The sequence below is a fragment of the Streptomyces sp. NBC_00829 genome (assembly GCF_045161795.1).
Classification (GTDB): Bacteria; Actinomycetota; Actinomycetes; order Streptomycetales; family Streptomycetaceae; genus Streptomyces.
The window spans coordinates 317,038-341,571 of record NZ_CP108868.1 but is presented as its reverse complement, the minus strand read 5'-3'; the positions used below and the strand labels follow the sequence as shown (position 1 = coordinate 341,571).

The following is a 24,534-nucleotide window of genomic DNA, read 5'->3' as shown; positions in this document are numbered from 1 at the left end:
CATCGGCGACACCTGGGGATTTCGGGGCGTGCTCGCGACATTTCCGACGCGAGAGTGCGGAGTGGTGGATACAATGCCCATGCGCGACGAACTCGTGTCTGAAATCTCAGGGGATCGCCCCTCCGAGGTCTTTCAGGCCTGGATGCGGGCTCTGCAGGCCCACGACCCCGATCAACTTCGGCGTCGACTGCGATGGGACGGACAGTCGCCCGCGGACGCCGCCCCGTTTCTAGCATCTCTGGCGAGAGCTGATGCCTCGGATACATTCCTCGCCCTACAGGGCTGGCTGCGCAGCTCTACGCCGATCGACGCATCGGACGCCCCCTTGAGCGGCAGCCCGCCCGTATCCTTCGTCGAGCTGTGGCAGTGCATCGCACGCGGCGCCATGAGGGAGCTGTCGAAGGGGCTACCGGCTCATATCGCCATCCAATATCGGATCGGGCATGAGTCGTGGGCGGATCACCCAGGCATTCATCGGGACCTGGCCAACAACTTGATTATGAATCTCTCCGCGGTCGGCGAGCCGGCCGTCTGGGAGGAGTTCAGCAGACGCAGGAGTCCCAGCGACCTCGTCATCGCACATCTAGACTCAGGCGAATCTAGAGGTAACTACCCCAGACGCATTGGCTACTGCGCATTCCTCGAGGACCTGCGGCAAGATGGCCTATGGTCACTGAGTGTCAAGTACCCCGTCCTCAAGCGCCACTTGTCGACCACCGTGGAACGCTGGCTGCAATCGAGCCGGGAGATTCTCACTCGAGTCCACAGCGATCGGCATTTGCTAACGAAGATGTTCCATCTCCCCGCCGATGGCAGGCTCACGGGAATCAAACAGAACCTGAGCGATCCACACTGCGGAGGCCGTACGGTCGCCATTCTAACCTTCGCTTCCCCCATCACTCCGTCCGCGTCGCATCACGTCGTTTACAAACCAAAAGACTTGCGCATTGACCGAGAGTTTCAGCGGCTACTGGCCGATATACCGCCGCCAGCCCCAGTGGACGATTCTTTGCGAACTGTCCGGGTGATCGCGCGCGACGGCTACGGATACATGGAATGGGTGCCGCACCGAGTATGTACCAACGAGGGGCAACTCCGATCCTTCTATCGCAACGCAGGCCGACTGGCTGCGATCCTTCATCTTCTGGGGTGTAGTGACTGCCACCACGAGAATCTGATCGCCCAAGGCGACCAACTGGTCCTTATCGATGCCGAAACCCTCTTCGAAGGCATCCCGCACGACCACAATGACAAGGACGTCAACCCCTCGGCCTCCCGAGCCTACAGACAGATCGCCGACTCGGTGATCGGGACGGGACTGCTCCCACAATGGCAGTTCGTTGGCCAGCAACAGATACCACGCGATGTCAGCGCCCTGGGAATCGAACCCCCTCAGAGCCTGGAGCAACAAGACGTCGGGTGGATCGGACTCAACACCGATGGCATGATTCCTGGACGCATCGAGCGGCCCGCGCACCTTCCCACCTCCCTCCCGGTTGCTGTGGGCAGTCGCAATCGCCTCGGCGACTTCGTCGAAGAGTTCTGCGACGGGTTCGAACATCAACTGATGGGGATTCTGGCCGACAAGCAGTGGTGGCTCGCAGACCCTGGACTCATCGCGAGATTCAGGACATATCCATGCAGACTCGTACTGAGACCGACATGGCTGTATATCTGGCTTCATAGACAGCAGATCGAACCCGCTGCGCTTGAGTCTGAGATCGCTCAGCGGCTGCTGTTGGAAAGCCTTGCGCGGAGCTACGTCGTCTCAACGGAGCGGCCGAGGAACTGGGAGCTGTTCGCTGCCGAAGTGGCCCAGACGGAGAACCTGGACGTTCCCTTCTTCGAGCAGTCGATCGGTGGGGTCGACCTAGTTCTCCCCGGGGGGTTGACGATTGCCGACTACTTCAAAGTCAGTGGGTACAACCGCGCGCGGCAGAGGTTGCACGAGCTCGACACTGCCTCGATCGCTCTGCAGCTCAGCATTATCCGCGGTGTGATAGCCGCGAAAGGCATGCACGGCCATCATCGAGTGCCACTGGATCGTTCCTCGTCGAACAATCCTGCTCATTGCGAACCGTCGGCCGAAGAGCGCCGGAGTGAATCCACATACCTGGGAAATCTCCTCGTCAAAACGGCCATCGCCTGCGACACAGGAGCAGTGGAGTGGCTCGGGATCCATGTGGCGGAAGACCTCGAACGGGCTACATACGGGCCTCTCGGCCCGTCCCTCTACGGCGGCAGAAGTGGCATTGCCCTGTTCCTCGCCACTCTGGCTCTCCACCGCAGTGCGAACAGCGACTCCTACCAACGGATCGCATACGATGCAGTTTCGGATCTTGGGTACCAGCTGAGCGACCAGAGAACGGACGACCGCTATCGATGGTGGCGTGACCAGCCGCTGGGCCTGGCAGGCTCAGGAGGAGTACTGCTGGCCCTCCTCCATCTACGGGAACTGCTGCCCGACACGGCAGACTCGGTGAACTGCGGGCTTTCGTCCCTTCTCGACTCTCTCGACACGGACTTTCTGCGGTCGGATCAGCAGTTGGACCTCATGCGTGGATGCGCGGGCCTCATCGGGCCCCTGCTGAAAGCGGGTACACCCAGGGCACTGCTGCTTGCCCAGGAAGCGGGAGACAGGCTCGTCGATCGGCAGGACGCTTGCGGCGGATGGGTGATCAGCTCGATCGGCGCCACTGCTCTTACTGGCTTCTCGCACGGGGCTTCCGGTATGGCCACCGCATTGGCGCGGCTTCATTCGGTCACCGGGCGTTCTGCCTATCGTGAGGCGGCCGTGAAAGCCCTGCGGTATGAGAGAGAAGCCTTCCATCCGGGAGAGCGGAACTGGCCGGACTTCCGAGGTGCTCACGAGGCGGACCGTCCACGCTTCATGCTCAGCTGGTGCCATGGTGCGCCGGGCGTCGCCTTGTCCAGACTCTGCATGTCGCAGACGGCCCTGTGGGACGGGCTCGTGGAGGAGGAGCTCCAGCTCGCTCTGGCCTCCACAGCTGACCAAACGTCGGCGGGCGACTCACTGTGCTGTGGCCGCTTCGGCCGGGCTGCGATTCTCCGAGCGGCGGCGCGACGCGACGGGGAACGGCGGTGGCTGGATGCGGCAATCCGTCTGGAGGCGCACAGCATGTGGCTGAAGCGCGCCAGCGGAGACTATAGTCTCGGCGGGGTACCTGGACTCTTCCAAGGCGCTGCCGGCGTCGGCCTTGCTCTGCTCGACAGCGTGCCCGGTACACCTTCCAGCCTCCTTCCTTCCCTCCTGTCGGCAGGTTTGTGGAGCACACGGGCATGCGTGGAGGGTGTCAACGGGTGAATCCAAATGACAGCGGGATGATTCAGGCTGCGGCTGTGAGGGGGCGTCTGCCCCAGCGGATGCCCTTCTCGCTTCGGATGCGGGCGCGTTCCTTCGTTCGGCGGCCGGGACGTCCCGGTGGCGCGCGTGGGCGTTTCGCCAGCGGAGATAGGCGTGCAGGGCCCGGGTCTGCACGGTGGTGGTGGGAGTTGGCGATGGTGAACTGCCTCAGCGGTCCGAAGTGGGCCTCGATCGGGTTCGCCCACGAGGCGTAGGTCGGGGTGAAGCACAGCTCGACCTTGTGCTTCTTCGCCCAGCGGCGAATGTCTGCTGCACGGAGCCGCGGCAGCGCGAGAGTTCTGCAACCGGTTGATCGCCCGCTTGACGGTGCCCGCCCTTTGCGCCGCCTGGTAGTGGAAGTATCGACCTGACGGGGTGCGGGCTCCACGGCTGGGCGGCTGGCCACGGCGGCGGTACCGGCATCCGAGCGTCAGTCGATTGGACCTCTCTGGTTCTCTGCGCGGATCATGCGTCTCAGGCTGGTGCGGGCTGCGTTGAGGTCCTCGCCGGTCTCGGCCAGGCGTCGCTCAAGGTTCTTGTTCACTTGGTTCAGTCCATCGACTTCCGAGCGCAGCTCGCGGTTCTGCCGGGTCAGTTCCTCCACCCTCGCGGTCAGATCGGCAGAGCCCAGCTGGTCGAGTTGTTGACCGAGTTGCCGCTGGACGGCGGCCCGTGCCTGGGACAGCTCGGCTCGCAGCCGGGCGTTGTCGGCGCGAGTGAGCTCCAGTTCGGTCTGCAGGCTGGCCGCGCTGACCGGCGGGCGAATCTGCGTGGCCCTGGTCGGTTGGCGTTGCTGCCTGGTCCGGGCCGCCTCGATGTGCTCGCGCACGCCGTCAGCGTAGACGAGCCAGCTGGACACGCCGGCTGCCCTGGCCACCCCGGTGAACGTGATGAGGTCACCGCTGGTCAGCATCGCGTCCACGACGGCCACGACCTTGGCGCGCTTGGCCCGGCTGTCCTTGCGCCGGGCCTCGCGTAGCACCTCGCCTGGGGTGCGCGTGACGGCCGTCATTCCGCACCGCCTCCTCGATGGATTACCGTCAGGGGCAGCAGGGCACGTCCCTCGGCCGCGCGGGCCTTACGCAGGATGCGGCTGGCGTCCTCGATCTCCGCCCGTTGGTCGGTGGGGAGTTCGGCCAGGCGGCGGTGCATGGTGTCGGACACGTCCTTGAAGGCGTCGATCTGATCGGTGAAGTTGCGCAGGACAAACGGCGCGGCGTCCATCGCGTCGGCGGTCTCGCGGTCGGCCCGCAGCGCGTGCAGGTGTTCCTCGATGGCGGGCAGGTAGGAAGGGTCGGGGCGGTAGAACCCGCAGCCGGCGCACTGGAACCGCAGCGCGCAACTCTTGCCGCCGGCCTTGACGTTGGTAGGCTCGGTGCAGTTGCCATAGGGCACCGCCACTGATCGGGCCTCGTACGCGGTCGCGGAGGCCATCGGGGCGGGGCGTCCCGACCGGTCCACGACCTGCAGTCGCAGCGTGTTCACTGCGGACCTCTTCCGTTCCAGGGAGATCTTGTAGTAACCCATGGTCGTGTCGATGGACCGGTGATCCATCAGATCGCGTAGCACGTCGGGCTGTACCCCCGCATCGGCGTGCCGCTGGGCGTAGGAGTGCCGGAACGCGTACGGGAAGACCAACGTCGAGTCGAACGGGAGCGGAAAGCCGTCGAGACCGGGCACCTCGGAGTCCAGCACAGGCAGGGCATCGGCCCAGGCGCGGATCGCCCGGGCGAGGTTGCCGGCCAACAAATGGTGCACTCCGGTGTCTTCGGAGATCGCTGGGAATAGGTAGGACCGGCTGTGAGCCGGACCGCCAATCTGTCGGCGGCGCTGCTGCCAGACCTGGATCACGGTCGCGGTGGTCTTGGTGATCGGCAGTCGGCGGCGATATCGCTTCTTCTTGTGGTTGTCCCAGACCAGGGTGAACTCCCCGCCGTCCACCTCCAGACAAGCGGATTTGAGTGAGGTGACCTCGATAGGTCGCCGCCCGGTGTCACGCAGCACGGTGTAGGCGGTGCGGAACATCAGGTGCACGTCCTGCGGGGCCATCGAGCCGTAGGGGAAACCGTCGCCGAGCCGGTCGAGGTGGGTGTCGAGCTGGGCGATGACCGATTCAGGGATCGCCTTGCCGATCTCGTCCTCGTTGTCCTCGTCGCTGGGAATGCTGTGGGATTGCTGGCGGGCGAAGCCGCCGGCCATCCGGTCCAGCAGCCCGGCCCTGCGTCCGAAGTCGAGCATCTGGAAGAACTTCGCCAACAGGTCCCGGCGCACCGAGTTGGAATACCGCTCACCGTCGGGCTTGCGCGCGTCTCTGAACCCCTCCACCACGGCGTCGACGTCGGTAAAGGCCAACCGGGCCTCGTCCTGGCCGCCGCCGGGGCGCGCGTCCAGCGCCTGGGAGGCCCGGACGCAGGAGTTCATCATCCGGTTCAGCGCGTAGCTGTCCGGATCGGTGGTCCGAGCCCAGGCCAGTGCGGCCTCGCGCAGCCAGGGCTGTGAGATCCGGCCGAAGTCGATGGTGCCCTGGTTGTAGCGGCGCCCCGAGCGGCTGTATCGGGAGGCTACCTTGGCGGTGACCGCGTCCCAGACCTCCGAATCCCGAGGCCCGTTGCCACTGGCCTGCTCGTAGCCGGCCTGGACATGCCGGAGGAACTCCTTCACATGCGCGCGGGTGTTGTTCGAGGCTCGTTCCACCATGGCCAGTGCAGTAGGGCGGTCGACCTCGAGCAGGCTCCCGTACCCGGCGAAGACGCGGGTCAGGTGCCGTACGCACTGGGTGTCGAGCTTGGCACCGCGCTGGTCCCGTTGCTGGACTGCGTAGAGGAGCTCCAGTTGCAGCACCGGTGCCAACTGGCGTAGGGAGAACTGGTGCTGCAGCAGAAAGGGAACTTGACCCTCGGCCCACGAGGCCGCGTCCTGGCCCGCCTCGCCCGTCCGCGCGTCGGCGGAGCGGCGGCGACGGTGGTAAGCGCACAGCGGCAGGCCGGAGTCCTGGGCGGTCGGGCAGCCCGGCACCACACACATCGAGACTTCCTCCACCTCCACCTGGATCTCGGCTGACGCGAGCCACTGGCCGGGATCGTCGCCGCCTGGTCCGCCCTTGCGCTTCCAGTCCTGCCACAGTTTGTAGTGGTCCTTGCACACGCCACGTGCCGAGACCGGGTAGCCGCAGTGCCGATCCTCCTGTCGCGCTTCGCAGCGGGCCGGGGACTGCCCGGACGTCGCGGCCATCCGCTGGGGGAGGTATTCGCTGGCAAAGACCTCAGCGTCCAGGCCGCTCACCGAAAGCGCCTTCACACAGACGCTGCAGAAGCTGCGGGTGTGCACCACTGTCGAACACGCCACCGTGCGGCAGGAGTTCGCGCGGGTGCGGGGATTGTTCGGATCTCCAGTGAACAACAGCGCCTGCGGGTCCCACTCCCCTGGGCGCCACTCGGGGACAACGGCGTCCTGTAGCCAGCGGGTCCAGGCCGCCAGGTCCACGCCTCCGGGCAAAGCAGGCGTGTCGTCGCGAATCAGCGCGAGGGTCATTGCCGAGCCCCCTGGGCCACACCGACGCGCTCGACGGCATCCCGCAAATCCGTGTCGCTGGCGTGCAGGTACGGGTCCATCGACGAGGCCGAGGCGTGGCCCATCAGTGTCTGGACCACGTCGCGGTCCACCCCGGAGCGCACCCAGCGGGTTGCGGCGGAGTGCCGCAGCATGTGCGGGCGGGCCGTGAATCCGACCTTCCTGGCCAGCCGGTCGAACAGATCCTTCGCCGAGGCATAGGTCATCGCCCGTCCCAGCGGCCCGCGGAAGAGGTTGACGAAGACCATCTCGCAGTCCTCCGCCTCCCTGACGCTCCCGCGCTCGTACAGGTAGTCGGCATACAGCGCCACCACCTCTTCGGTGACCGGGATCCACCGCGAGACACGGGACTTCGCCAGCGCCCCGTTTGGGTTGCGTCGCCGCCGCACATGCACATGAGGCCCAGTCACCTGGCAGCCGAGCGCACCGGAATCCGACAGCAGGTGCATGTCCTCACGCCGCAACCCCAGCGCCTCCCCGATCCGCATCCCCGTGCAACTCAACAGCGCCACCAGGAAGCGGTCCCGGGCCCGGCGCGTGGCCGCGACCAGCAGGTCGACCTGTTCGCCGGTCAACCACTCGTAACCCTCCACCGCAACCGCGTATTTCAAGGTCCTCGTCCGCACCGTGCGGAACTGGCCTTCCTCGCCCGGGTCGTAGCCCGAGGGGAGGTAGGACAGGTACCTCGGCTCCGACAAGGATGCGGAGATCTCCGTGGGAACCCAGCCATTTCGAGTCCCGAACCGGAGGAACTCGCACACTGTCGTCATCACGGCGTTCGCGGTCGACTCCCGCCGATACCGCGCCTCTATCGCGAGCCCTCGTCCGCGCGGCGGGAGCGGCTCCACCACCAGCCAGCGCAGGAACCTCCCCAGATCCAGCATGCCTGCCTGGGACCAGTCCACGCCGTGCTGGGCGCACCAGCAGAGGTACAGCGCGACCCTGCCCGCATACACCCGCTCCGTGTTCGGCGAACGCCCAGCCGACCTCAACCCGGCCAGGAACGATGACGCCTCCTTGTGCAGGGCGAACGCCTCGTCCACGACCACCCACGCCACCGACTCATCAACTGGCGAGACAGCCCGTTCCGCCCTGTACTTTCCGATCACGATCACAAACATACCTGACATACCTACGACCCCTCAGATACTGCTGAGGCAACGGGTCCCACCGCGGGACCTCTCGTGTGCCTCGCAACCTGCAGCACCTATAGATATCAAGGTTGGCGGTCGGCTCGTCGAGGACCAGGAGCCCTGCCTCGCGGAAGAATGCCCGGGCGAGCGCGATGCGCTGCCACTGGCCGCCGCTCAGTTCCTCTCCGTTCAGCCACTCGCGGGCCAGGAGGGTGTCCAGGCCAGCGCCGAGCTTGTCGACGACCTCGTCCGCGTCGGAGGCCTCACAGGCTTCGAGGACCGCCGAGTCACCGCGGGCCGTGGGCTGCCCCTGGGTGACATTCTCGCGGACCGTCAGCGGCCAGTGCGCGTAGTCCTGCGGCACCAGGGCCACCTGCTGCCACAGTGCCTGCGGGTCGGCGTCGTCGGTGGCTACGCCGTCCCACAGCACCTGTCCTCCAGTGGGCAGGTACAGACCGCTGACCAGCTTCGACAGCGTTGATTTCCCCGATCCGTTGAAGCCGACCAGTGCGGTGACCTCGCCCCGGCGCAGCGTGAGCGAGACGTCGGACAACGCGTCCTGGTCCTTCCCGGCGTAGCGGTGCGAGACCTGCTTGATCTCGATCTCGGCCGGTGGCGCCGGCCGGTGCTCGCCGCGGCGCATGGTGTAGCCGCCGGCCAAGTCGAGGAACCGGGTCCAGTCGTCCATGTAGAGGCCGGTACGCACAGCACGGGCCCCGACGGCGACCAGCCCTCGCACCGACTGGCCCACCGTCTGCAGAGCGAAGACGGCCGTGCCGGCGTGGCCGACGCTGATGCGGCCGGTGGCCAGCAGCCACACCACCGCCGCCCACACGACAGCCGATCCGAGGCCGCCGCACAGCGCGCCGACCAGCGACATGCGGGCGCCCTGGTCGGCCGCGGTCCGGTCTTCGCGGTTGATCCGGGCGACCGTCTGCCGGTACCGGCCGGACAGGAAATCGGCCATGGTGCCGGCACGGATCTGGTCGGCGGCCTCGCGGGTGAAGATGTGCCACCGCAGGACCGACAGCATGCGGTTGTCGCCGTTGCTGCGGAGGTTCGCCAGGTAGCGGACCCGGGCGGCGCTGACCTGGGCGAGGGCCTGCGGCAGGCTGGCGGCGACCAGGAGGGGGAGGAGTACCCAGCTCACCCCGGCCAGCACGATGGCCCCGGCGAGGAAGGAGGCCGCCGAGGCGATAAGGTCCTGGCCCTCGTTGACTAGGTCGCCGGTGACCTGTGCTCCGCGGTCGGCGGCTTCGCGGTCGCGGTTGAAGTCGGGGTCGTCGTAGGCGGAGAGCTCCACCTCGGCGCAGCCGGTGAGCAGCATCTGCTCGGCTTCGCGCGACATGAGCGGGCCCAGTCGGGAGGAGAGCCAGCTGACGGTGATGCCCAGCAGCGCCCGCACCCCGGTCGCAGCCGCCAGCAGGGCTACGGACGGCCATGCCTGGAGGAGCCGGTGGTAGACGTCGCCGCTGGTCAGCAGTGCGGTGAGGGTTCCGCTGATCGCGATGAGGCCAAGGGCCTGCATGACGCCGGCGACCGTCTGGCACAGCAGGAGACCGGTGGTGGCCTTCCGGTCGACGCGCCAGGCCAGTGCCAGCGAACGCCGCACCAGCTGGGGCAGGCGCCGGGCCATGTCCCGCATCCGGATGGAGCGGCCGGCCGCCTCGCGGCTGCCGGTCAGGTCCACGTACCGCATCTCCGGGACGGGGGAGTTCTGCTCCGCACCGGCGCCCGGCGCGGCTTGCGGTGACGCGGCCGGCGGGGCGGGCGGAAGGGGGGTGGGGCGCGGCCCCGGGACGGTCTCGGCGGTTTCATCGGTCGACTCACTCATGCCGCCCACCTCGTATCCAGACGTGCTGAGGAGCGGGTGTCGTCAACACGGCGCACCGTCACGGGGGCGGGCCGTCGTTCGATTCCGGAGGGCTGATGCACGGGGGCGGGATTCATGATGTCCTCCATCTGGGCGGGGAAGTGGCACTGGTGCTCTAAGAACGCGTCGGATCGGGCTCCGTCACGGCTCATTTCGTGAACACACGTTCTGATCGGGCTGTTGGGGCGGGCAGGGTGCGGCGGCGGGCCTTGAAATCTGTTCGACGCAGTCGGCTCACTCCTTCGGGGGATTGCCGTGCCGACCGGGGCTGCGGTGTGGGGCATGGCTGACCGGGCCGTGGCAAGGAGAGGCACGGCCTGGGCGGAGAACGGTCAGATCAGGTAGAAGGCCGGTCGCGGATCATGCTGCGACGACCGTGAACGGCACGGGGGGAAAGCGGCGGCCGTTGACCTGGATCGCGACGGTGTACGGGCCGGGAGCGATCTTCGTGGTGGCCGTCGAACGCAGCTTGTGCGGCTTGGCCAGAAGGAGCGGCCGACCGGGCCGAACGGTGGTGCGGTTGAGGAAGTAGACCTTCTCGCGCGGCTTGCCGGTGGGCGTGGTGGAGGAAATCACGAACATGACATCCACCGGGACGGCCACGGTGGCGGTGAGGGCGGCGGAGAAGGTCAGCACGTCGCCGTCGGCCAACTCGGTACGTTCCAGGACGACGGGTGTCAGCTCGAGAGGTGCGTCGTGCGGGTAGCCGAGGAAGGCGTAGGCGTCCGGCGAGCCCTTCTTGAGCCTGCTCCGCAGAGCCGTCCGGGCGATGAAGGCGAAGTGCTGGTCGGAGGCGCTGGCGGTGTCCTTCCACCGCCCGAGGGTGGCCAGGACGAGTTCGGGCTGCGTGCCGGCGAGGTCGTGGAGGTGGTTGGCGACGGAGGTGCGGACGTAGGTGCTGGAGTCGGCGTAGAGCCGGTCGAGCACAGGGAGCGCCGCATCGTCGGGCAGGGAGATGCGGGGCGCGCAGGGCAGGAGGGGGCGGGTGGCTTCACTCGCGAGCCGGCGGGTCCGGTGGTCCTCGTCGCGGGACCACGCGTCGACGGCCTTCATCGTCTCGTCGGAGAAGTCGTTGAGGAAGTCCCGCACGGCGACCTCTGCCGAGAAGTACCGCGTGAAGCGCGCAAGGGCGTCGAGGGCTTGGTCCAGGTACTCGCCGGTGCGCAGGTAGCGCGCGACGAAGTCGGAGTGCGGGGAGTAGGTGTGCCACCCGAAGTCGTTCGTGATGCCGGCGGCTTCGGGAGTCGGCGGCAGCGAGCGCAGCAGGACGTCGAGGGCTTCGGTGCCGGTGACCGGAAGGTGGGTGTGCAGTGCCTGGCTGGTCCGAGAAATCCGGTCTTTCAGCTCCAGTGCGGGCAGGTCGGACATCACGTCCTGTACGAACGCGCCGGCGTCGAAGTCTGGGCACACGCCGTGGACTTGGTGCCCGATCTGGGTGATGCGCTCGAGGTTGAGGGCGGTTTCCTTCAGGGGCACCTTCACGGCCTTCGACGTCATGGGCAAACACTAGGGCTGGCGACCGGCGCAGACAGCGTGTTCTCGCCGCCGGTCATCCCTCGGAGCCACGGGAATCCGCGTGCTGTCGAACGGCAGCGCGATACAGCAGGCGGGGGTGGCGGGAGCTGTCGCACGGGGATGCGGTGTGGAGGGTGGCGAGGTTGTCCCATACGACGAGGTCGCCCTGACTCCAGGTGTGGCTGTAGAGGTACGGCGCGCTGGTCGTGTGCTCCAGCAGGTCGTCGATCAGGGCGCGGCTGTCCTGAACGGAGAGTCCAGTGACGCAGCGGATCACCATGGAGCCGAGCAGCAGTGAGCGGGCTCCGGTGACCGGATGGGTCAGGACGAGCGGGTGCTCGACCTCCGGGTGGTCGGCGAGGCTCCCGGCCGCGGCCGACGACTGCCCGCCGCTGGCCTGGTTCTGCAACGCGCCGAGCTGTTCGATGGAGTGCACCGCGCGCATCTTCTCGATCCGCTGCTGTACCGCCGGGGGAAGGGCGGTGTAGGCGCGGGTCGCGTCGGCGAAGCGGGTCTCGCCGCCCTCCTCGGGGGTGATGGCCGAGTACAGCAGCGTCGCGGCCGTCAGGTGTGGCTTGAAGCTGTTGTCGGCGTGCCATTCCTCCTCGTCGTCCCCGTCGTAGATGCCGACGTGCTTGCCGTCCTCGACGATGTTGCTGATGACGGTCAGTCCGGGAAAGCCGCCGACGGCGTAGCGGCGGTCGATGTTCGTGTCCACCGTTCCGAAGCAGGAGGCGACGGTCAGGAGATCGGCGTGGGTCAGGTGCTGGCGGGGCACGACCAGCAGCCGGTGCTGGTGCAGGGCTCGCGCGAGCTGGGGCGCGAGGTCTTCGGCTTCGGTCGCGAGGTTGCAGTCGACGACGGCGCCGAAGCCGCTGTCGTTGAGCGGGCGCAGCGACAAGGACATCGCGGCTCCTTTCGGAAGGGTGGCGGTCAGAACTGGGCCGACTGCTGGAAGACGCTGATGTCCTTGATGCCGGAGGCGGCCATGCACAGGCGCTCGATGCCGATGCCGAGCCCGACGCTGTGGGCCGGCGCACGCCCGGCGTCGATCGCCGTCCATGCCAGGGCCTGCTCGTCGTCGTCCAGGTCCACCGCACGGGCCCGCTCGACGAACGCTTCCCGGTCGGGTTCGTCCTCGTAGCCGTGCACGACTTCGAGGCCGTCGATCAGGACCTCGAACCGGTTGAGGACGGCGGTCGTGCCCGGCGTGAGTCGGGCACACGGCTCGTCCCCGCCGACCGGGTACTCGGTCAGGAAGAGTGCGGCCCCGGTGCTCTGGGTCTCCAGTTCGCGCTCTACGAACCGGCCGAGCACCGTCTTGAACGGCACCTCGGTACCCATGTCCAGGTGGGCGGCCATCTGCGCGGGCAGGTCGCCCAGCGGCTCGCGGCGCAGGTCGATGCCGAAGACGTCACGAATGTGGCCGGCGACAGATACCCGCTCGGGGGTGTAGCGGATGTGCGGGACGACCAGGCGCTCGGCCAGCGCGAACAGGAACTCGAAATTCTCGTCGGCGGCGTAGAGGTCGAGCATCTGGAATTCGGGCGCGTGCAGCTCGTCCGGCTTCTCGGGCCGGAAGCACTGACCGATCTCGAAGACCCGCCGGTGGTGCTCCATGTTCACGCGCAGCGCCGGGCCGATCATCGCCCGCAGGAACCGTCCGCCGTCGAGATCGACCGGAACGCGACGTCCCGGGCCGAGGTCGGCTCGGCGCACCGTAGGGGTGACCACCTCGACGAACGTTTCCGAGCGCAGCGTTTCACGCAGGCTGAACAGCAGGTCGGACTTCATCACAACGGGGTTGAGCACGTGTGCTCCTCAAGGCCTGTGTTTTCGACGGCAGATGGAGGGAAGCCGGTCGCCACGGCGCCCTCGTGCACGGCTCCTCGGCGGGCCCACAAGCTAGCCGCGGCGACGCGCGCAGCAGAAGCCCTTCTGCTGGCATCGCAGCGCCCTGCGGCCCCGATCCGCCGTTGTTCCAGGACCAGACATCAGCGTTTCCGCAGCTCAGATGGTGTGGGTGCGCAACGGTCACGCAACGGTCCCGTGCAACCGCCGCAACGCCCACAGCCGTTGCGGCTGCCTCTGGCGCAGCCCTAGCGTGACTGGCCAAGCGCCCAGCGCGACCACGTACCGCAACGCTCATCCACGGATGCAGCGGACGTGCTCCGGCGCGACCTTCCACCGGCGGGCGCCCGCGCCCACGACGTCCGAGCCGACGGTTCAACACTCACCCGACCGCGGCCCGGCAGCTCCATCGCCCGATCACACGGACTCGCGGGGTCACCCGCGACCGAAGAGGGAGAACCTCCATGACCGCTACCGCCGCAATGACCCCGGACACCGGCCTGAAGGCTGGCATGCGCCCGGACGCCCCGGAGCTGAAGCTCGGGATGCGCCCCGACGCCACCGGCCTCAAGGCCGGGATGCGCCCGGACGCCACCGACCTGAAGTTCGGCATGCGTCCCGACGCGGGCGCCCTCAAGCTCGGCATGCGCCCCGACGCCACCGACCTCAAGAGCGGCATGCGCCCGGACGCCCCGGAGCTGAAGCTCGGGATGCGCCCCGACGCCACCGGCCTCAAGGCCGGCATGCGCCCGGACAGCGCCCTCTCCGCCGCCTGATCCGCGGCTGAACCACCCTTCCGTCGTCCTCCGGCGCGCCCGCCAACGGTGCGCACGACAGTGCGCTGCCCAGCCGCGGGCGCGCCGGAGCACGGCACCTCCCCACCCCGCACCACACCCGACTGGAGGACCTGATGGGCAGCCCCGCCGCCAGCAGGACCCGCAACGGCACCGGAGCCTCCGGCCCCGTGCGCAAGGCCCTCGGCCAGCAGCTCATCACCGACCTGGAAAAGCTCTGCGGACGCCCGACCATCGGCCTGTGGGACGTCGCCTGGGACATCATCGCGATCGCCGCAGCAGCGATCACCGGCCACACCATCGGCCACGTCGTCGGCCCGCTCCTCGCCATCTGCTACATCGGCTTCCGCCAGCGCCACCTGTCCAACCTCGGACACGAGTGCGTGCACTCCAAACTCATGGCCACCCGACGCGGCAACCGGATCATCGGATACCTGCTGACCGGACTGCTCGGTGAGGGCTTCGCGCCGTACCGCAGCAGCCACTACGTGCACCACGCCAAGCTCGGCTCCGACGACGATCCGATGTTCCAGTCCTACCGCGCGGGCAACATCCGTGCCGCCGGCCGGGCGCCCAGCCGGAGCGCATTCGTCCTGCGGGTCATCGTGCGCAACGCCTTGTGGCGCCTGCCGAAGACCGCCGTGCTGACCCTGCTCACCCGCGCGCCGGGGGAGGCGTGGCGGGCCCTGGCCGCCCGTGCCCTGCTCTGGGCGGGCGTCGTCGCCGCACTGTGGCCCGTGGGCGGCGTGCCGTACCTCCTGCTCTACTGGCTGCTCCCCCTCGTCCTTGTGCGGCCCGTCGTCACCTGGATCACTGATCTGGGCAACCACGCCGGACTGATCGAGAACGACGACATCCTCCTGCAGACCCGCGGCTGGACCTCGCACTGGCTCACCCGGCACCTGCTCGGCGGCCACCTGGACGACATGTACCACCCCGTCCACCACTGGTGCCCACAGATCCCCTGGCGGCGCCTGCCCGAGGCCCGCGCCCTCACCGCGCAGCACCTACCGCGCTTCGGTGAAGTTCCCTGGTGCTCCGGCTACTTCTTCCGCCGGCGCTCCACTCCCGACCAGCTGTGCGTGATCGAGGACATCATCGCCCGGCTCGCCGCCCCCGGCGCCGCCTGTACCCCGCACCGGCACGCCTCGGCCGCCTGACCTCGCCCCGAATCCGCCCACCGAACCCCGTACGGCACCGCCCCTCCCGGCGCACACCCGCGCGCTGGAGGCAGGGGCGTGCCGTCGCCCGCCGCCGAGGAGGCGGCCCACCATGCCCCAGCCCGCGCCTGCCCCGCCGGCCCTGAACAGCTTCGATGAGTTCACCCGGCTCGATGAAGTCGTCCTCGGACGTGCCGATCACTACGACGCCCACCACACCGACACCTCGTGGCGGCTGTTCTTCTACGACAACGTCGCCCCCGTCCTCGGCCGGCACACCAGCCCGTCGGGGGAAGAGCTCCTGCCGATCCCCGCGCAGCTGGTCGACGAGCTCAACGAGGACATCGCCGGCCTGGCCGACGCCCTGACCGGGTGCGGCGTCAACGTCCTGCGGCCCGCGGCCCCGGGCAAGGACGTCGACATCCGCTCCCCGCACTGGGACGCCCGGGCCACCCCGCCCCTCAACGTCCGCGACCAGACCATCATCCTCGGCAACACCATCGTGGAGACCGCGCCCCACGTACGCGCCAGGGCCTTCGAGAACGACCTGCTCAAGCCGATCTTCTACCGCTACTACAAGGACGGCGGCGCGAACTGGCTGTCCATGCCCTGGCCCGCCCTGGCCCGCGGCTCCCTGGACACCAGCTACTTCACCCGCCAGGGCCTGGACGTCGCCCGCGCCACCGACAACGAGAGGGCCGGCACGATCGAGGGCCTGGGCCTGGAGATGGTCTTCGACGGCGCGCAGTGCATGCGCCTGGGCCGCGACGTCCTGGTCAACGTCGCCAACCACAACCACGAACTCGCCCTGCGCTGGCTCCGTGACAACCTGCGCGACCTGCGCTTCCACCGCCTGGACGCCATGGCCGACAACCACATCGACAGCGTCCTGGTTCCGCTGCGCCCCGGTCTGATGCTGCTGCGCTCCCCGAAGTACCTGAAGTTCCTGCCCGAGGCCATGCAGTCCTGGGACGTGATCTACGCCCCCGAGACCGACGACCGCAACTTCCCTGACTACAGCGACCTCGGCTTCGTCATCCCCATCGGCAGCCGGTACATGGACATCAACCTCCTGTCCGTCGACGAGAACACCGTCGTCGTCAACTCCCTCTACCCGGAGCTGATCAAGGTCCTGGAGGCCCGCGGCTTCACCGTCGTCCCGGTTCGGCACCGCCACCGGCGGCTGTTCGGCGGCGGTTACCACTGCTTCACGCTCGACACCGTCCGCCGCGGCGGCCCCGAGGACTACCTCAGCTGATCCCGGCGCCCCGTCACCGCGACCGCGCCCCGCCTTCCCGATCACGGCAGCCCGCCCCGACGTGAGGAGATCCTCGATGGACACCGCCTACCCCTGGCCGCCCGACCAGTCCTTCTGGACCGGCACCTTCCCCGACCACACCACCGGGCGGACCACGCCCTTCCTGTTCAAGGGCATCATCCCCGCCACCGCAGCCGGCCCGGACGACGTCCTGACGGGGTTCGAGGCCATCCGCCGGGCCCACGCCGCGGGCACCGACATCAAGGCGCATGCCCGCGTCTACGTCGGCGAGGCCCGGCGCGACGACCTCCTGCCCCAGGCGCTGACCGCCCCGTCCTGGGACGGGGGCGTGGACGCCTTCGTGCCGTGGATGCAGGGCCTCGCCGGCGCAGAGCGTTTCTCCCTGGTCGTCAACAACCTGGAGACCGTCAGCCCCGCCCTCGCCGCCGGCCTCGGCACCTTCCTCAAGACCCTCATCGACGGGTGGGGCCTGCCGCTGGGCGGCGCCGAGCAGGTCGCCTTCGCCGGGAACTACGCCGGCACCGCCTTCGGGATCCACGAGGGCTACGAGGACGCCTTCCTCGTCCACCTCGGCCCCAACGCCAAGAACTTCTACTGCTGGCCCGCCGAGCAGTACGAGAAGCTCACCGGCGGCAAGGAGCCCACCTTCGGCGACTACCGCGCGCTGCTGGAGGAGGCCGAGCACTTCCTTCTGGAACCGGGCGACGCCCTCTTCCTGCCCCGCCGGGTCTTCCACGTCGGCACCCAGGACACCTTCTCCGTCTCGGTGGCCATGCCGCTGTACACCTACCCGTACGCGCAGATCCTGCAGAGCCGCATCGTCCCGGACGTCCTCGCCGACCTGGCCGGGGACGGGCCCGACGACCCGCTCAACGAGCCCTCCGCGATGGCGGACACGACCGCCGGGCCCGGTGCCGTCGCCGACCGACTGGCCGGCGTGGGCCGCGAACTCCTGACCGTCGCCGCCGACCGCGTCCGCGGCGCCGCACGCGAGCACGCCGAGCAGCGGTGGGCCACCCTGCTGAGCAACGGCGGCTGGGAACTCGTCGAGGGCGACCTCTCCCGCCAGGAAGCCGCGGACGCCTTCGACCCCGAGCGGGTCACGCCGGGCGCCGGCATCCGCGTGATCGCCCCCTACCAGGTGACCACCCTGCTCGACGACGACGGCGACTCCCACCAGGTCCTGCTGCGCGGACACCAGGTGGGCATCGCCCTCGACGGCGCGGGCCTGGACCGGGACACAGTCACCGCTCTCAACCGCGGCGACACCCTCGTCCTGCCCGACAACTCCGAGCTCCTGACGGCCGTCCGTGCCCTGGGAGCCACCGGCGGCCTGCACGTGACCCCCCGCCCCTCCGACACCAAGGACGCCGACGCATGACCCCCGCCAACAGCCTCGTCCAGGCCTATCTGAAGGCCCACCCCGAGACGCAGAGCGCCGTCAACGGCACCCTGCTGGGCAAGTTCACCTCCGGCCCCGCCCTGGTCACCGCGCACCTGGCCCCGCTGGTCGACTGGGCGTACGCGCGGATCGCCGAGAAGGTGGGCGCCGCCGACCTCAACGAGCGCCAGGCCCGGATGTACATCGAGGAGCTCTCGGTGTTCGCCCGCTACAACGCCCAGTATCTGAAGGCGGCCGCCACCGCCGTGGAGGGCTACTGCCCCGAGCTCGCGCACGAGCTGCGCCGCAACCACCTGGAGGAGGGCGGCGAGCGCGGCAAGGTGCCCGCGCACTACGTCCTCTACACCAACGCGCTCCTGTCGGACCTCGGCCTGCTCGTCAACGGCCACGTGCCCGCCCCCGAAACCGAGACGCTGGTCAACCTGCACCAGTGGATGGTCGGCTCGCACATGCCCAGCCACATCGCTGGCGCCTACTACGCCACCGAGGCCGTGGCGATCGCCGAGACCGAGATCCTGCGCGACATCACCAACCGCTACGGCGAGCTGACCATCGGCCGCAGCGGCAGCGCACTCAAGGCCCTGCACTACTACTACGACCTCCACCTCGACGACGAGCACGAGGCCGCCCAGGTCGGCGGCATGAGCGTCGAGGCCGCGCACATCGAGGGCCTGGCCAGGTTCATCAAGGAGAGTGAACTCTTCCACATCGACCTGCCCCAGGCCCTCGACGGCTGGCTGACGATCACGGAGGGGATGACACACTGGTGGGCTCAACTCGCCCACCGTGCCTCGGAGATGAACTGATGAACGCCACCCCCGACATCGTCGCCGCAGCCCAGGAGCGCTCCGGCGGATGCCTGTGCGGCAAGATCCGCTTCACCGTCAAGGGCGAAGCCGTCTACCCGCACCTGTGCAGCTGCCCGCACTGCAAGAAGCTCGGCGGCGGCCCGATGATGTGGTGGGCCGGCTTCGCCCCCGAGAACGTCACCTGGACCGGTGAGAGCGAGCAGATCTGGTTCGAGACGTTCAAGGGCGAGGCCAAGCGCAGCTTCTGCCCGGACTGCGGCAGCCGCCTCGCCGCCATCGACAACGGCGTCCCGGAGCTCGGCATCGTCGTCACGGCCCTGGACGACACCAGCGGAGCCGACCTCGTCCCCGTCAACCAGTCCTTCCGCGACGACGCCGTGCACTGGCTGCCCCAGGACACCCAGAAGAAGAGCCCCGTCGGCTGACACCCGCGCGACCTCCGGGGGCCGGCAGCCCTGACCCTGCCGGCCCCCGGACCCCGCACCCTCCTGGGACCGTCTGCGCCGCGTCCGGCTCACCGTCCGACCGTCCCGCCCCCGGCCCAGGAGACCCATCGTGCTCACCCCGTATGCCACCAGCGAGTACGGCGCGCTGCTCCACGTCGTCATGCGCTACGCGAGCGACGTCACCCCCGACCTCGACGGCCCCGACGTCCACCCCGTCCTGACCCGCCAGAAGACCACCAGCTCCTGGAAGCCGTACGACCCGGCCACCGTCCGCACTCAGCAGGACACCCTGATTGACCTCCTCCGCGGCCGCGGCACCGCGGTGACCCTCCTCGACGCCGCTCCGGGCTGCCCGGTCCAGCACTACCCCCGCGACATCGCCTTCGTCATCGACCACGTCCTGGTCATGGCGCGCCTGAACTCCACGCACCGCCTCCCCGAGGCCGACGCGCTTGCCCCGCTGCTGGCCGGCGCCCCGCACGTCGCCCACTTGGACGAGGGCACCATCGAGGGCGGTGACGTCGCCCTGCACACCGGCACCGTCCTGGTCGGCCTCGGGGAGGAGACGTCCCCCGCGGGCGTGGGGGCGCTGCAGCGGGCGCTGGCCCACCACGGCGTCGACCGTGAAGTCCGCCCGGTCCGCTTCGCCACCCGCGGCATCGTCCACCTGGACGACCACTTCACCATCGTCGCGCCCGGCACCGCCCTCATCCACCGCGACGTCTTCCCGCCCGCCGAACTGCGCTGGTTCGAGCAACACTTCGACATCATCGACGTCACCGAGACAGAGGCGCGCGCCGTCCAGGCCAACGTCCTGGCGATCGCTCCGGACACCGTGATCGTCACCGCCGCCAGCGACCGCATCACGGAGCAGCTCACCGCACGCGGACTCGTGGTCCTCACCGTCGACTACAGCGAGGTCACCCGGATCCCCGGCTCGCTGCGCTGCACCACTCTGCCGCTGACCCGCGCCTGATCCACCCCGATCCCGCCGTGCCGCGCGCCGTGCGGTCCTTCGCCCGACTCCTGGAGCTGTCGTGTCCGACCCGCTGCTGCCCGTGCTCCTCGCCGTCCCGGTCGTGGTCCTCGCCTGCCAGGCCGGCGGGCGGGCCGTCAGGCTGCTCGGCCAGCCCCCGGTCATCGGCGAGATCCTTGCCGGAATCCTGCTCGGTCCCTCGCTGCTCGGCTGGCTCGCCCCCACCGTCCAGCAGCACCTCCTGCCGCCCTCAGTCCTGCCCGTCACCTCCGCCCTGGGCACCCTCGGACTCCTGGCGTTCCTGTTCCTGACCGGACTGGAACTCGACCTGAGCAGCCTGCGCACCACCCGCGGCGCCGTCGCCGCGGTCAGCCTCACCGGCCTCCTGCTCCCCATGGCCCTCGGCGCCGCCCTGGCCGCCGCCCTCTACCCGCACTTCGCCCCCGACGGCGTCGAGCGGCTGCCGTTCACCCTGTTCGTCGCCGTCGCCCTGAGCATCACCGCCTTCCCGGTCCTCGCCCGGATCCTCGCCGACCGCGGCCTGGAGACCACCCCCCTGGGAACCTTCGCCCTGGCCTGCGCCGCCGCCGACGACGCCCTCGCCTGGTGCCTGCTCACCGCCGCCGTCGCCCTGGCCACCACCGGCACCGCCCTGTCGGCCCTGACCACCCTCGCCCTCACCGCCGCCTTCGCCGCCGGCCTCGCCCTCATACGCCCCCTGCTGTGCACCCTGCTCGAGCGCGCCGGCCGCACCGGCGACGAACTCGTCCTGGCCCTCGTCTTCGCCGGGCTGTGCCTCAGCGCCTACACCACCGACCAGATCGGCGTGCACCCCGCCTTCGGCGCGTTCCTGTTCGGCGCCGCCGCCCCCCGCGGCCTGCCGGCCGTCGAGCGCAGCGCCGCGCGCATCCGCGCCGTCGTCCTGCCGCTCCTGCTGCCGCTGTTCTTCGTCGACGCCGGCCTGCACACCGACTTCTCTACCCTCCCGGCCGGACAGTGGGGCTGGGGCGCGGCAATCCTCGCCGTAGCCATCATCGGCAAGTGGGGCGGCGCGGCAGGCGCCGCCCGGCTCACCGGCTCCGACTGGCGCTGGTCGGCCGCCGTCGGCACGCTCATGAACTGCCGCGGCCTGACCGAACTCGTCGTCCTGGGCATCGGCCTGCAGACCGGCGTCATCACCGAGACCCTGTTCACCCTCCTGATGATCATGACCGTCATCACCACCGCGGCCACCGCCCCGATCCTCCGGCGGGTGGCCGGCGACGACCCGCGAATGACCCCGCCGGCACCGCACGACAATCCCGAGAGCGTCCCGGCCCGGAAGGCGACCCGATGACCCGCTCCCCGAACCCGGTCCTGGACGCGGTCCTCACCCGGCGCAGCGCACCCCGCCTGACCGAACCCGCCCCCGGCCCCGCCGACCTGGAGCGCCTCGTCCAGGCCGCGGCCACCGCACCCGACCACGGGCGGCTTCGCCCCTGGCGACTGGTCGCGGTGAGCGGCGACGAGCGGGCCCGCCTCGGCGACGCGCTCGGCGAAGCCGCCGACACCCCGGAACAGGCTCGCCGCGCTGCGGCGAAGCCCCTGCGCGCGCCCCTGCTCCTGACGATCGTGCACCGGCCCGTGCCCGACCACCCGAAGGTCCTCGAGTGGGAACAACTGGCCGCCACCTCCGGCATGGTCACCACGCTGTCGCTGCTCCTGCACAGCCACGGATGGGCATCGATCTGGCGCACCGGAGATGCGGTCCAGGCGCCCCAGGTCCGCAAGTACCTCGGCGTCGCCGATGGAGAGCAACTGCTCGGCTGGCTGTACGTCGGCACCCGTTGCTCGTCCTGCGTCTCCGTTGAACGGCCGCCACTCGACCCCGCCACCAAGATCGCCTGGGCCGGCGGCTGAGCCCTCCATCCAGCACGCGGCCTCCCAGACCATCCGACATCCCCCGCGGCAACAGAACCGAACCCCGCTGAGGAACACCGCGAAAGGCGGACCATGTCCGACGTCCAGCAGATCGAGACACACGGGCGCTCCCTGCGCGTGAGCGTGGATCCCGAACCCGAGCAGGAGGGCCGTCCCGCCCTGTGGCCGAGCGTAGGGGAGTACCCGATCTACGACCCGTTCCTCTACACGACCATGACCACCGACGACGAACGCAACCAGCGCTTCCGGACGGCACTGTCGCAACTTGCCCGGGCAGGCGGATCCTGGACATCGGGACCGGACAGGATCTTCTCTGGGCGCGCGAGAGTGTGCAGGCGGGAGCCCGGCACGCCGTAGCCGTCGAGGTCATCGAGGACGCGTTCCACAAGGCGGCCGCCAACCTGCCGGCCCTCACACCCCAGGACCGGATCACGCTCCTGCTCGGCGAGTCGACATGCCTCCACATCGCGCCCCGAGCCGATGTCTGTGTCGCGGAGATCATCGGCTCCCTGGCGGGCGCCGAAGGAGCGGCAGCCGTCCTGGCCGATGCCCGCAGCCGCCACCTGGAGCCGGGCGGGCTGGTGATACCCCATCGTGCGGTCACCCTGGCCGCGGCGGTCCGCCTGTCCGACCTGCTCCCCGAGCAGCCCGTGGCGTTCGCCGAGGCCTCCCTCCCGTACCTGCAGAGCATCTTCGACTGGCACCGCGGGCCCTTCGACGTGCGGCTCCGCGTCGAGAACCCGTCTGCCGACGCACTGCTCTCCGAAGGCGCGCCCGTCGAGGTGCTCGACTTCAACGGGGACTTGCGGACGGAGCAGCGCACCGCAACACGCCTGGTCGTCACCCGGCCCGGCCGCATGGACGGCGTGCTCACCTGGCTCAACCTCTGGTGCCTGCCGGACGAAGAGCCCCTTGACGCCCTGCATATGAAGACGAACTGGGCCACCATCTACCTGCCGCTCTTCGACAGCCCTGTGCCAGTTGCGCCCGGAGACATCCTGGAGCTCAGCTTCGCGGCATCCCTTAGCGACGACGGTGTTCACCCGGACTATCAGCTCGATGCCGTCCTGCGCACGGCCGACGGCCAACAGCATCACGGCTCCCTGGAATCCCCGCACCACGGTGGTGCCTTCAGGGCCCGGGCGATCTACCGGGCGCTCTTCCCCGCACGCTGACCAGCGCCAGTGCCAGCGCGCCCCAGAGAGCCAACGGGGCACGTCACGACGTCCTCGCTGCCCGCGCCCGCACCCGAACCTCTCGGGTGTGGGCGCTTGGCCGAGGAGTTCAGAACCCGCGCAGCGGCTCCCCCGAGTTCAGGTGCTCAAGGCGTTCGGAGAGCCTTCGGCTCATCAGGTGCTGCGACGCCTGAGAGGCACGTCTCGCCACAGCCGCGTGCTCGGCCGCGTCACCGCGCAGCCGAGCCAGTTCGGCCTCGGTGATCAGGAGTTCCACGGTGTCGCGCGTTCGGTCCGAGGGAAGGGCTGAAGCCTCCTTCAGGGCCTGCACCCCCTGCTCGGCCAGTCCGGCCACGGCAAACGCCCAGGCCGCCTGTCCCTCCAGCTCACGTACGTCGAACCACTCCAGCCACGCCGGGCCGATGCCGCTCTGCGCCCGGGCGAAGAACTCCCGGGCCCGCTTCACCGCCGCCACGACATGGTCCGGCTGTCCGTTCAGCGCCCACGCCCGAGCCTCGGTCACGCAGGCGTAGGCCCTGACGAGGGCAGGGGCTCCCTCGGCCGCCAGCACAGCGCTGCGCGCGTGAGCGAGCACATCCGCTCGCCCGCCCTGCGTCGCCGCCAGTCGGGCCTGGTGGATGTGGACCCGGGTGATACGGGCGCGGTCACCGACCGCTTGTGCCAGCCGCATCGCCTGAAGGTCGTAGCGCTGAGCCAGTCCGGGGAGCTGGTCGTCGTAGGCCATCGAGGCCATCGCCAGGACCGCGTCCACCACGCTGCCATAGAGCCGGCGCCCGGTCCGAGTAGAGAAGCTTCCGTTCAACATCGGCGTGGCGTGCGTGTCCATCATCGACGCGAACACCCCGCGGAACTTGCCACCGCCGTGCTGGGAGTCGAGCTTGCCGTACAACCGCGTCTGCTCGTCCAGCAAGTCGATGTCGGCTGAGGTGACCTTGTGTCGTCCGTGGCCACCGATGATGGCGTCCGCCGGCATCACAAGCGCTTCCCGCGAGGCGGGGCCGAAGACGCTCGGTGAGAACGCGCTCTTGACGACGTTGCGCCGGCGCATGGCGTCGAGCGCCCACAGCTTCGACAGCATGCGAACGGCGTGGGCGACGTCCAGGTACTCCAGCGACTGGGCTGCGACGAGTCCGGTGTCGGACGGCCAGCCCAAGCTCTCGGGCGTCACAACCTGGTGCAGCGCCACCGACAACACGTGGCATGCGGCAGCCGCGAGATCGTCGCCGGGAGTAGATCCCTTGCACCA

20 protein-coding genes and 1 pseudogene are annotated in these 24,534 nt (G+C 69.2%); 12 read left to right on the top strand and 9 right to left on the bottom strand.

What is annotated here, in order from left to right:
- Positions 1-79: 79 nt before the first annotated feature.
- Entirely contained in the window at positions 80-3,325 is a 3,246-nt protein-coding gene (locus OG293_RS41275) for a type 2 lanthipeptide synthetase LanM family protein (protein ID WP_406003925.1), read from the top strand.
- A gap of 22 nt (positions 3,326-3,347) precedes the next feature.
- Here the strand turns inward: OG293_RS41275 and OG293_RS41270 are convergent.
- From OG293_RS41270 to OG293_RS41235, 8 genes and pseudogenes are all read right to left on the bottom strand, one after another.
- Positions 3,348-3,629, bottom strand: a pseudogene (locus OG293_RS41270) (IS630 family transposase); the annotation flags it as partial.
- Positions 3,630-3,794: 165 nt separating this feature from the next.
- Positions 3,795-4,376 carry a DUF6262 family protein gene (locus OG293_RS41265; protein ID WP_331752438.1) on the bottom strand — a complete coding sequence of 194 codons (582 nt, stop codon included), beginning with the start codon at positions 4,374-4,376 and terminating at the stop codon, positions 3,795-3,797.
- Positions 4,373-6,895 (bottom strand): site-specific integrase, encoded by a 2,523-nt coding sequence (locus tag OG293_RS41260; protein ID WP_331752436.1) that lies wholly within the window; start codon positions 6,893-6,895, stop codon positions 4,373-4,375. Before OG293_RS41260 ends, OG293_RS41265 begins: the two co-directional genes overlap by 4 nt.
- Entirely contained in the window at positions 6,892-8,043 is a 1,152-nt protein-coding gene (locus OG293_RS41255) for a tyrosine-type recombinase/integrase (protein ID WP_406003924.1), read from the bottom strand. Before OG293_RS41255 ends, OG293_RS41260 begins: the two co-directional genes overlap by 4 nt.
- On the bottom strand, positions 8,000-9,766 hold the full coding sequence (locus OG293_RS41250; protein WP_331752568.1) for an ABC transporter ATP-binding protein: 1,767 nt from the start codon (positions 9,764-9,766) through the stop codon (positions 8,000-8,002). Before OG293_RS41250 ends, OG293_RS41255 begins: the two co-directional genes overlap by 44 nt.
- Before the next feature lie 534 nt (positions 9,767-10,300).
- Entirely contained in the window at positions 10,301-11,437 is a 1,137-nt protein-coding gene (locus OG293_RS41245; RefSeq protein ID WP_331752432.1) for a hypothetical protein, read from the bottom strand.
- Positions 11,438-11,489: 52 nt separating this feature from the next.
- Positions 11,490-12,362, bottom strand: a complete 873-nt coding sequence (locus OG293_RS41240) for a TauD/TfdA family dioxygenase (RefSeq protein ID WP_331752430.1) — start codon at positions 12,360-12,362, stop codon at positions 11,490-11,492.
- 26 nt (positions 12,363-12,388) lie between these two features.
- Positions 12,389-13,267, bottom strand: a complete 879-nt coding sequence (locus tag OG293_RS41235) for an amino acid--tRNA ligase-related protein (protein ID WP_331752428.1) — start codon at positions 13,265-13,267, stop codon at positions 12,389-12,391.
- A 503-nt stretch (positions 13,268-13,770) separates the two neighbouring features.
- On the opposite strand from OG293_RS41235, the gene OG293_RS41230 reads away from it, so the two are divergent.
- The 11 genes from OG293_RS41230 to OG293_RS41180 all read left to right on the top strand — a co-directional run bounded on the left by OG293_RS41230 (position 13,771) and on the right by OG293_RS41180 (position 23,267).
- Positions 13,771-14,082, top strand: coding sequence for a hypothetical protein (locus tag OG293_RS41230; RefSeq protein WP_331752426.1), 312 nt, complete (start codon positions 13,771-13,773; stop codon positions 14,080-14,082).
- 134 nt (positions 14,083-14,216) lie between these two features.
- The gene (locus tag OG293_RS41225; RefSeq protein ID WP_331752424.1) at positions 14,217-15,260 is read left to right on the top strand and encodes a fatty acid desaturase; all 1,044 of its coding nucleotides are present in this window, start codon (positions 14,217-14,219) and stop codon (positions 15,258-15,260) included.
- A 112-nt stretch (positions 15,261-15,372) separates the two neighbouring features.
- Complete coding sequence (locus tag OG293_RS41220; protein WP_331752422.1) at positions 15,373-16,518, top strand: inosamine-phosphate amidinotransferase 1; 1,146 nt, start codon at positions 15,373-15,375, stop codon at positions 16,516-16,518.
- Positions 16,519-16,594: 76 nt separating this feature from the next.
- Positions 16,595-17,920 (top strand): JmjC domain-containing protein, encoded by a 1,326-nt coding sequence (locus OG293_RS41215; RefSeq protein ID WP_331752420.1) that lies wholly within the window; start codon positions 16,595-16,597, stop codon positions 17,918-17,920.
- Entirely contained in the window at positions 17,917-18,747 is an 831-nt protein-coding gene (locus tag OG293_RS41210; RefSeq protein ID WP_331752418.1) for a DUF3865 domain-containing protein, read from the top strand. The genes OG293_RS41215 and OG293_RS41210 overlap by 4 nt, the downstream gene beginning before the upstream one ends.
- The gene (locus tag OG293_RS41205) at positions 18,747-19,175 is read left to right on the top strand and encodes a GFA family protein (protein WP_331752416.1); all 429 of its coding nucleotides are present in this window, start codon (positions 18,747-18,749) and stop codon (positions 19,173-19,175) included. The genes OG293_RS41210 and OG293_RS41205 overlap by 1 nt, the downstream gene beginning before the upstream one ends.
- A 130-nt stretch (positions 19,176-19,305) precedes the next feature.
- Positions 19,306-20,172, top strand: a complete 867-nt coding sequence (locus OG293_RS41200) for an arginine deiminase family protein (protein ID WP_331752414.1) — start codon at positions 19,306-19,308, stop codon at positions 20,170-20,172.
- A 61-nt stretch (positions 20,173-20,233) separates the two neighbouring features.
- On the top strand, positions 20,234-21,508 hold the full coding sequence (locus OG293_RS41195; RefSeq protein ID WP_331752412.1) for a cation:proton antiporter: 1,275 nt from the start codon (positions 20,234-20,236) through the stop codon (positions 21,506-21,508).
- Positions 21,505-22,071, top strand: a complete 567-nt coding sequence (locus tag OG293_RS41190) for a nitroreductase (RefSeq protein WP_331752410.1) — start codon at positions 21,505-21,507, stop codon at positions 22,069-22,071. Before OG293_RS41195 ends, OG293_RS41190 begins: the two co-directional genes overlap by 4 nt.
- A gap of 93 nt (positions 22,072-22,164) precedes the next feature.
- Entirely contained in the window at positions 22,165-22,449 is a 285-nt protein-coding gene (locus OG293_RS41185; RefSeq protein ID WP_331752409.1) for a hypothetical protein, read from the top strand.
- Entirely contained in the window at positions 22,422-23,267 is an 846-nt protein-coding gene (locus tag OG293_RS41180; protein ID WP_331752407.1) for a class I SAM-dependent methyltransferase, read from the top strand. The genes OG293_RS41185 and OG293_RS41180 overlap by 28 nt, the downstream gene beginning before the upstream one ends.
- A 109-nt stretch (positions 23,268-23,376) precedes the next feature.
- Here the strand turns inward: OG293_RS41180 and OG293_RS41175 are convergent, their stop codons facing one another.
- A complete protein-coding gene (locus OG293_RS41175; RefSeq protein ID WP_406003923.1) occupies positions 23,377-24,474 on the bottom strand; it encodes a transcriptional regulator in 1,098 nt (365 codons plus the stop codon).
- Positions 24,475-24,534: the final 60 nt, after the last annotated feature.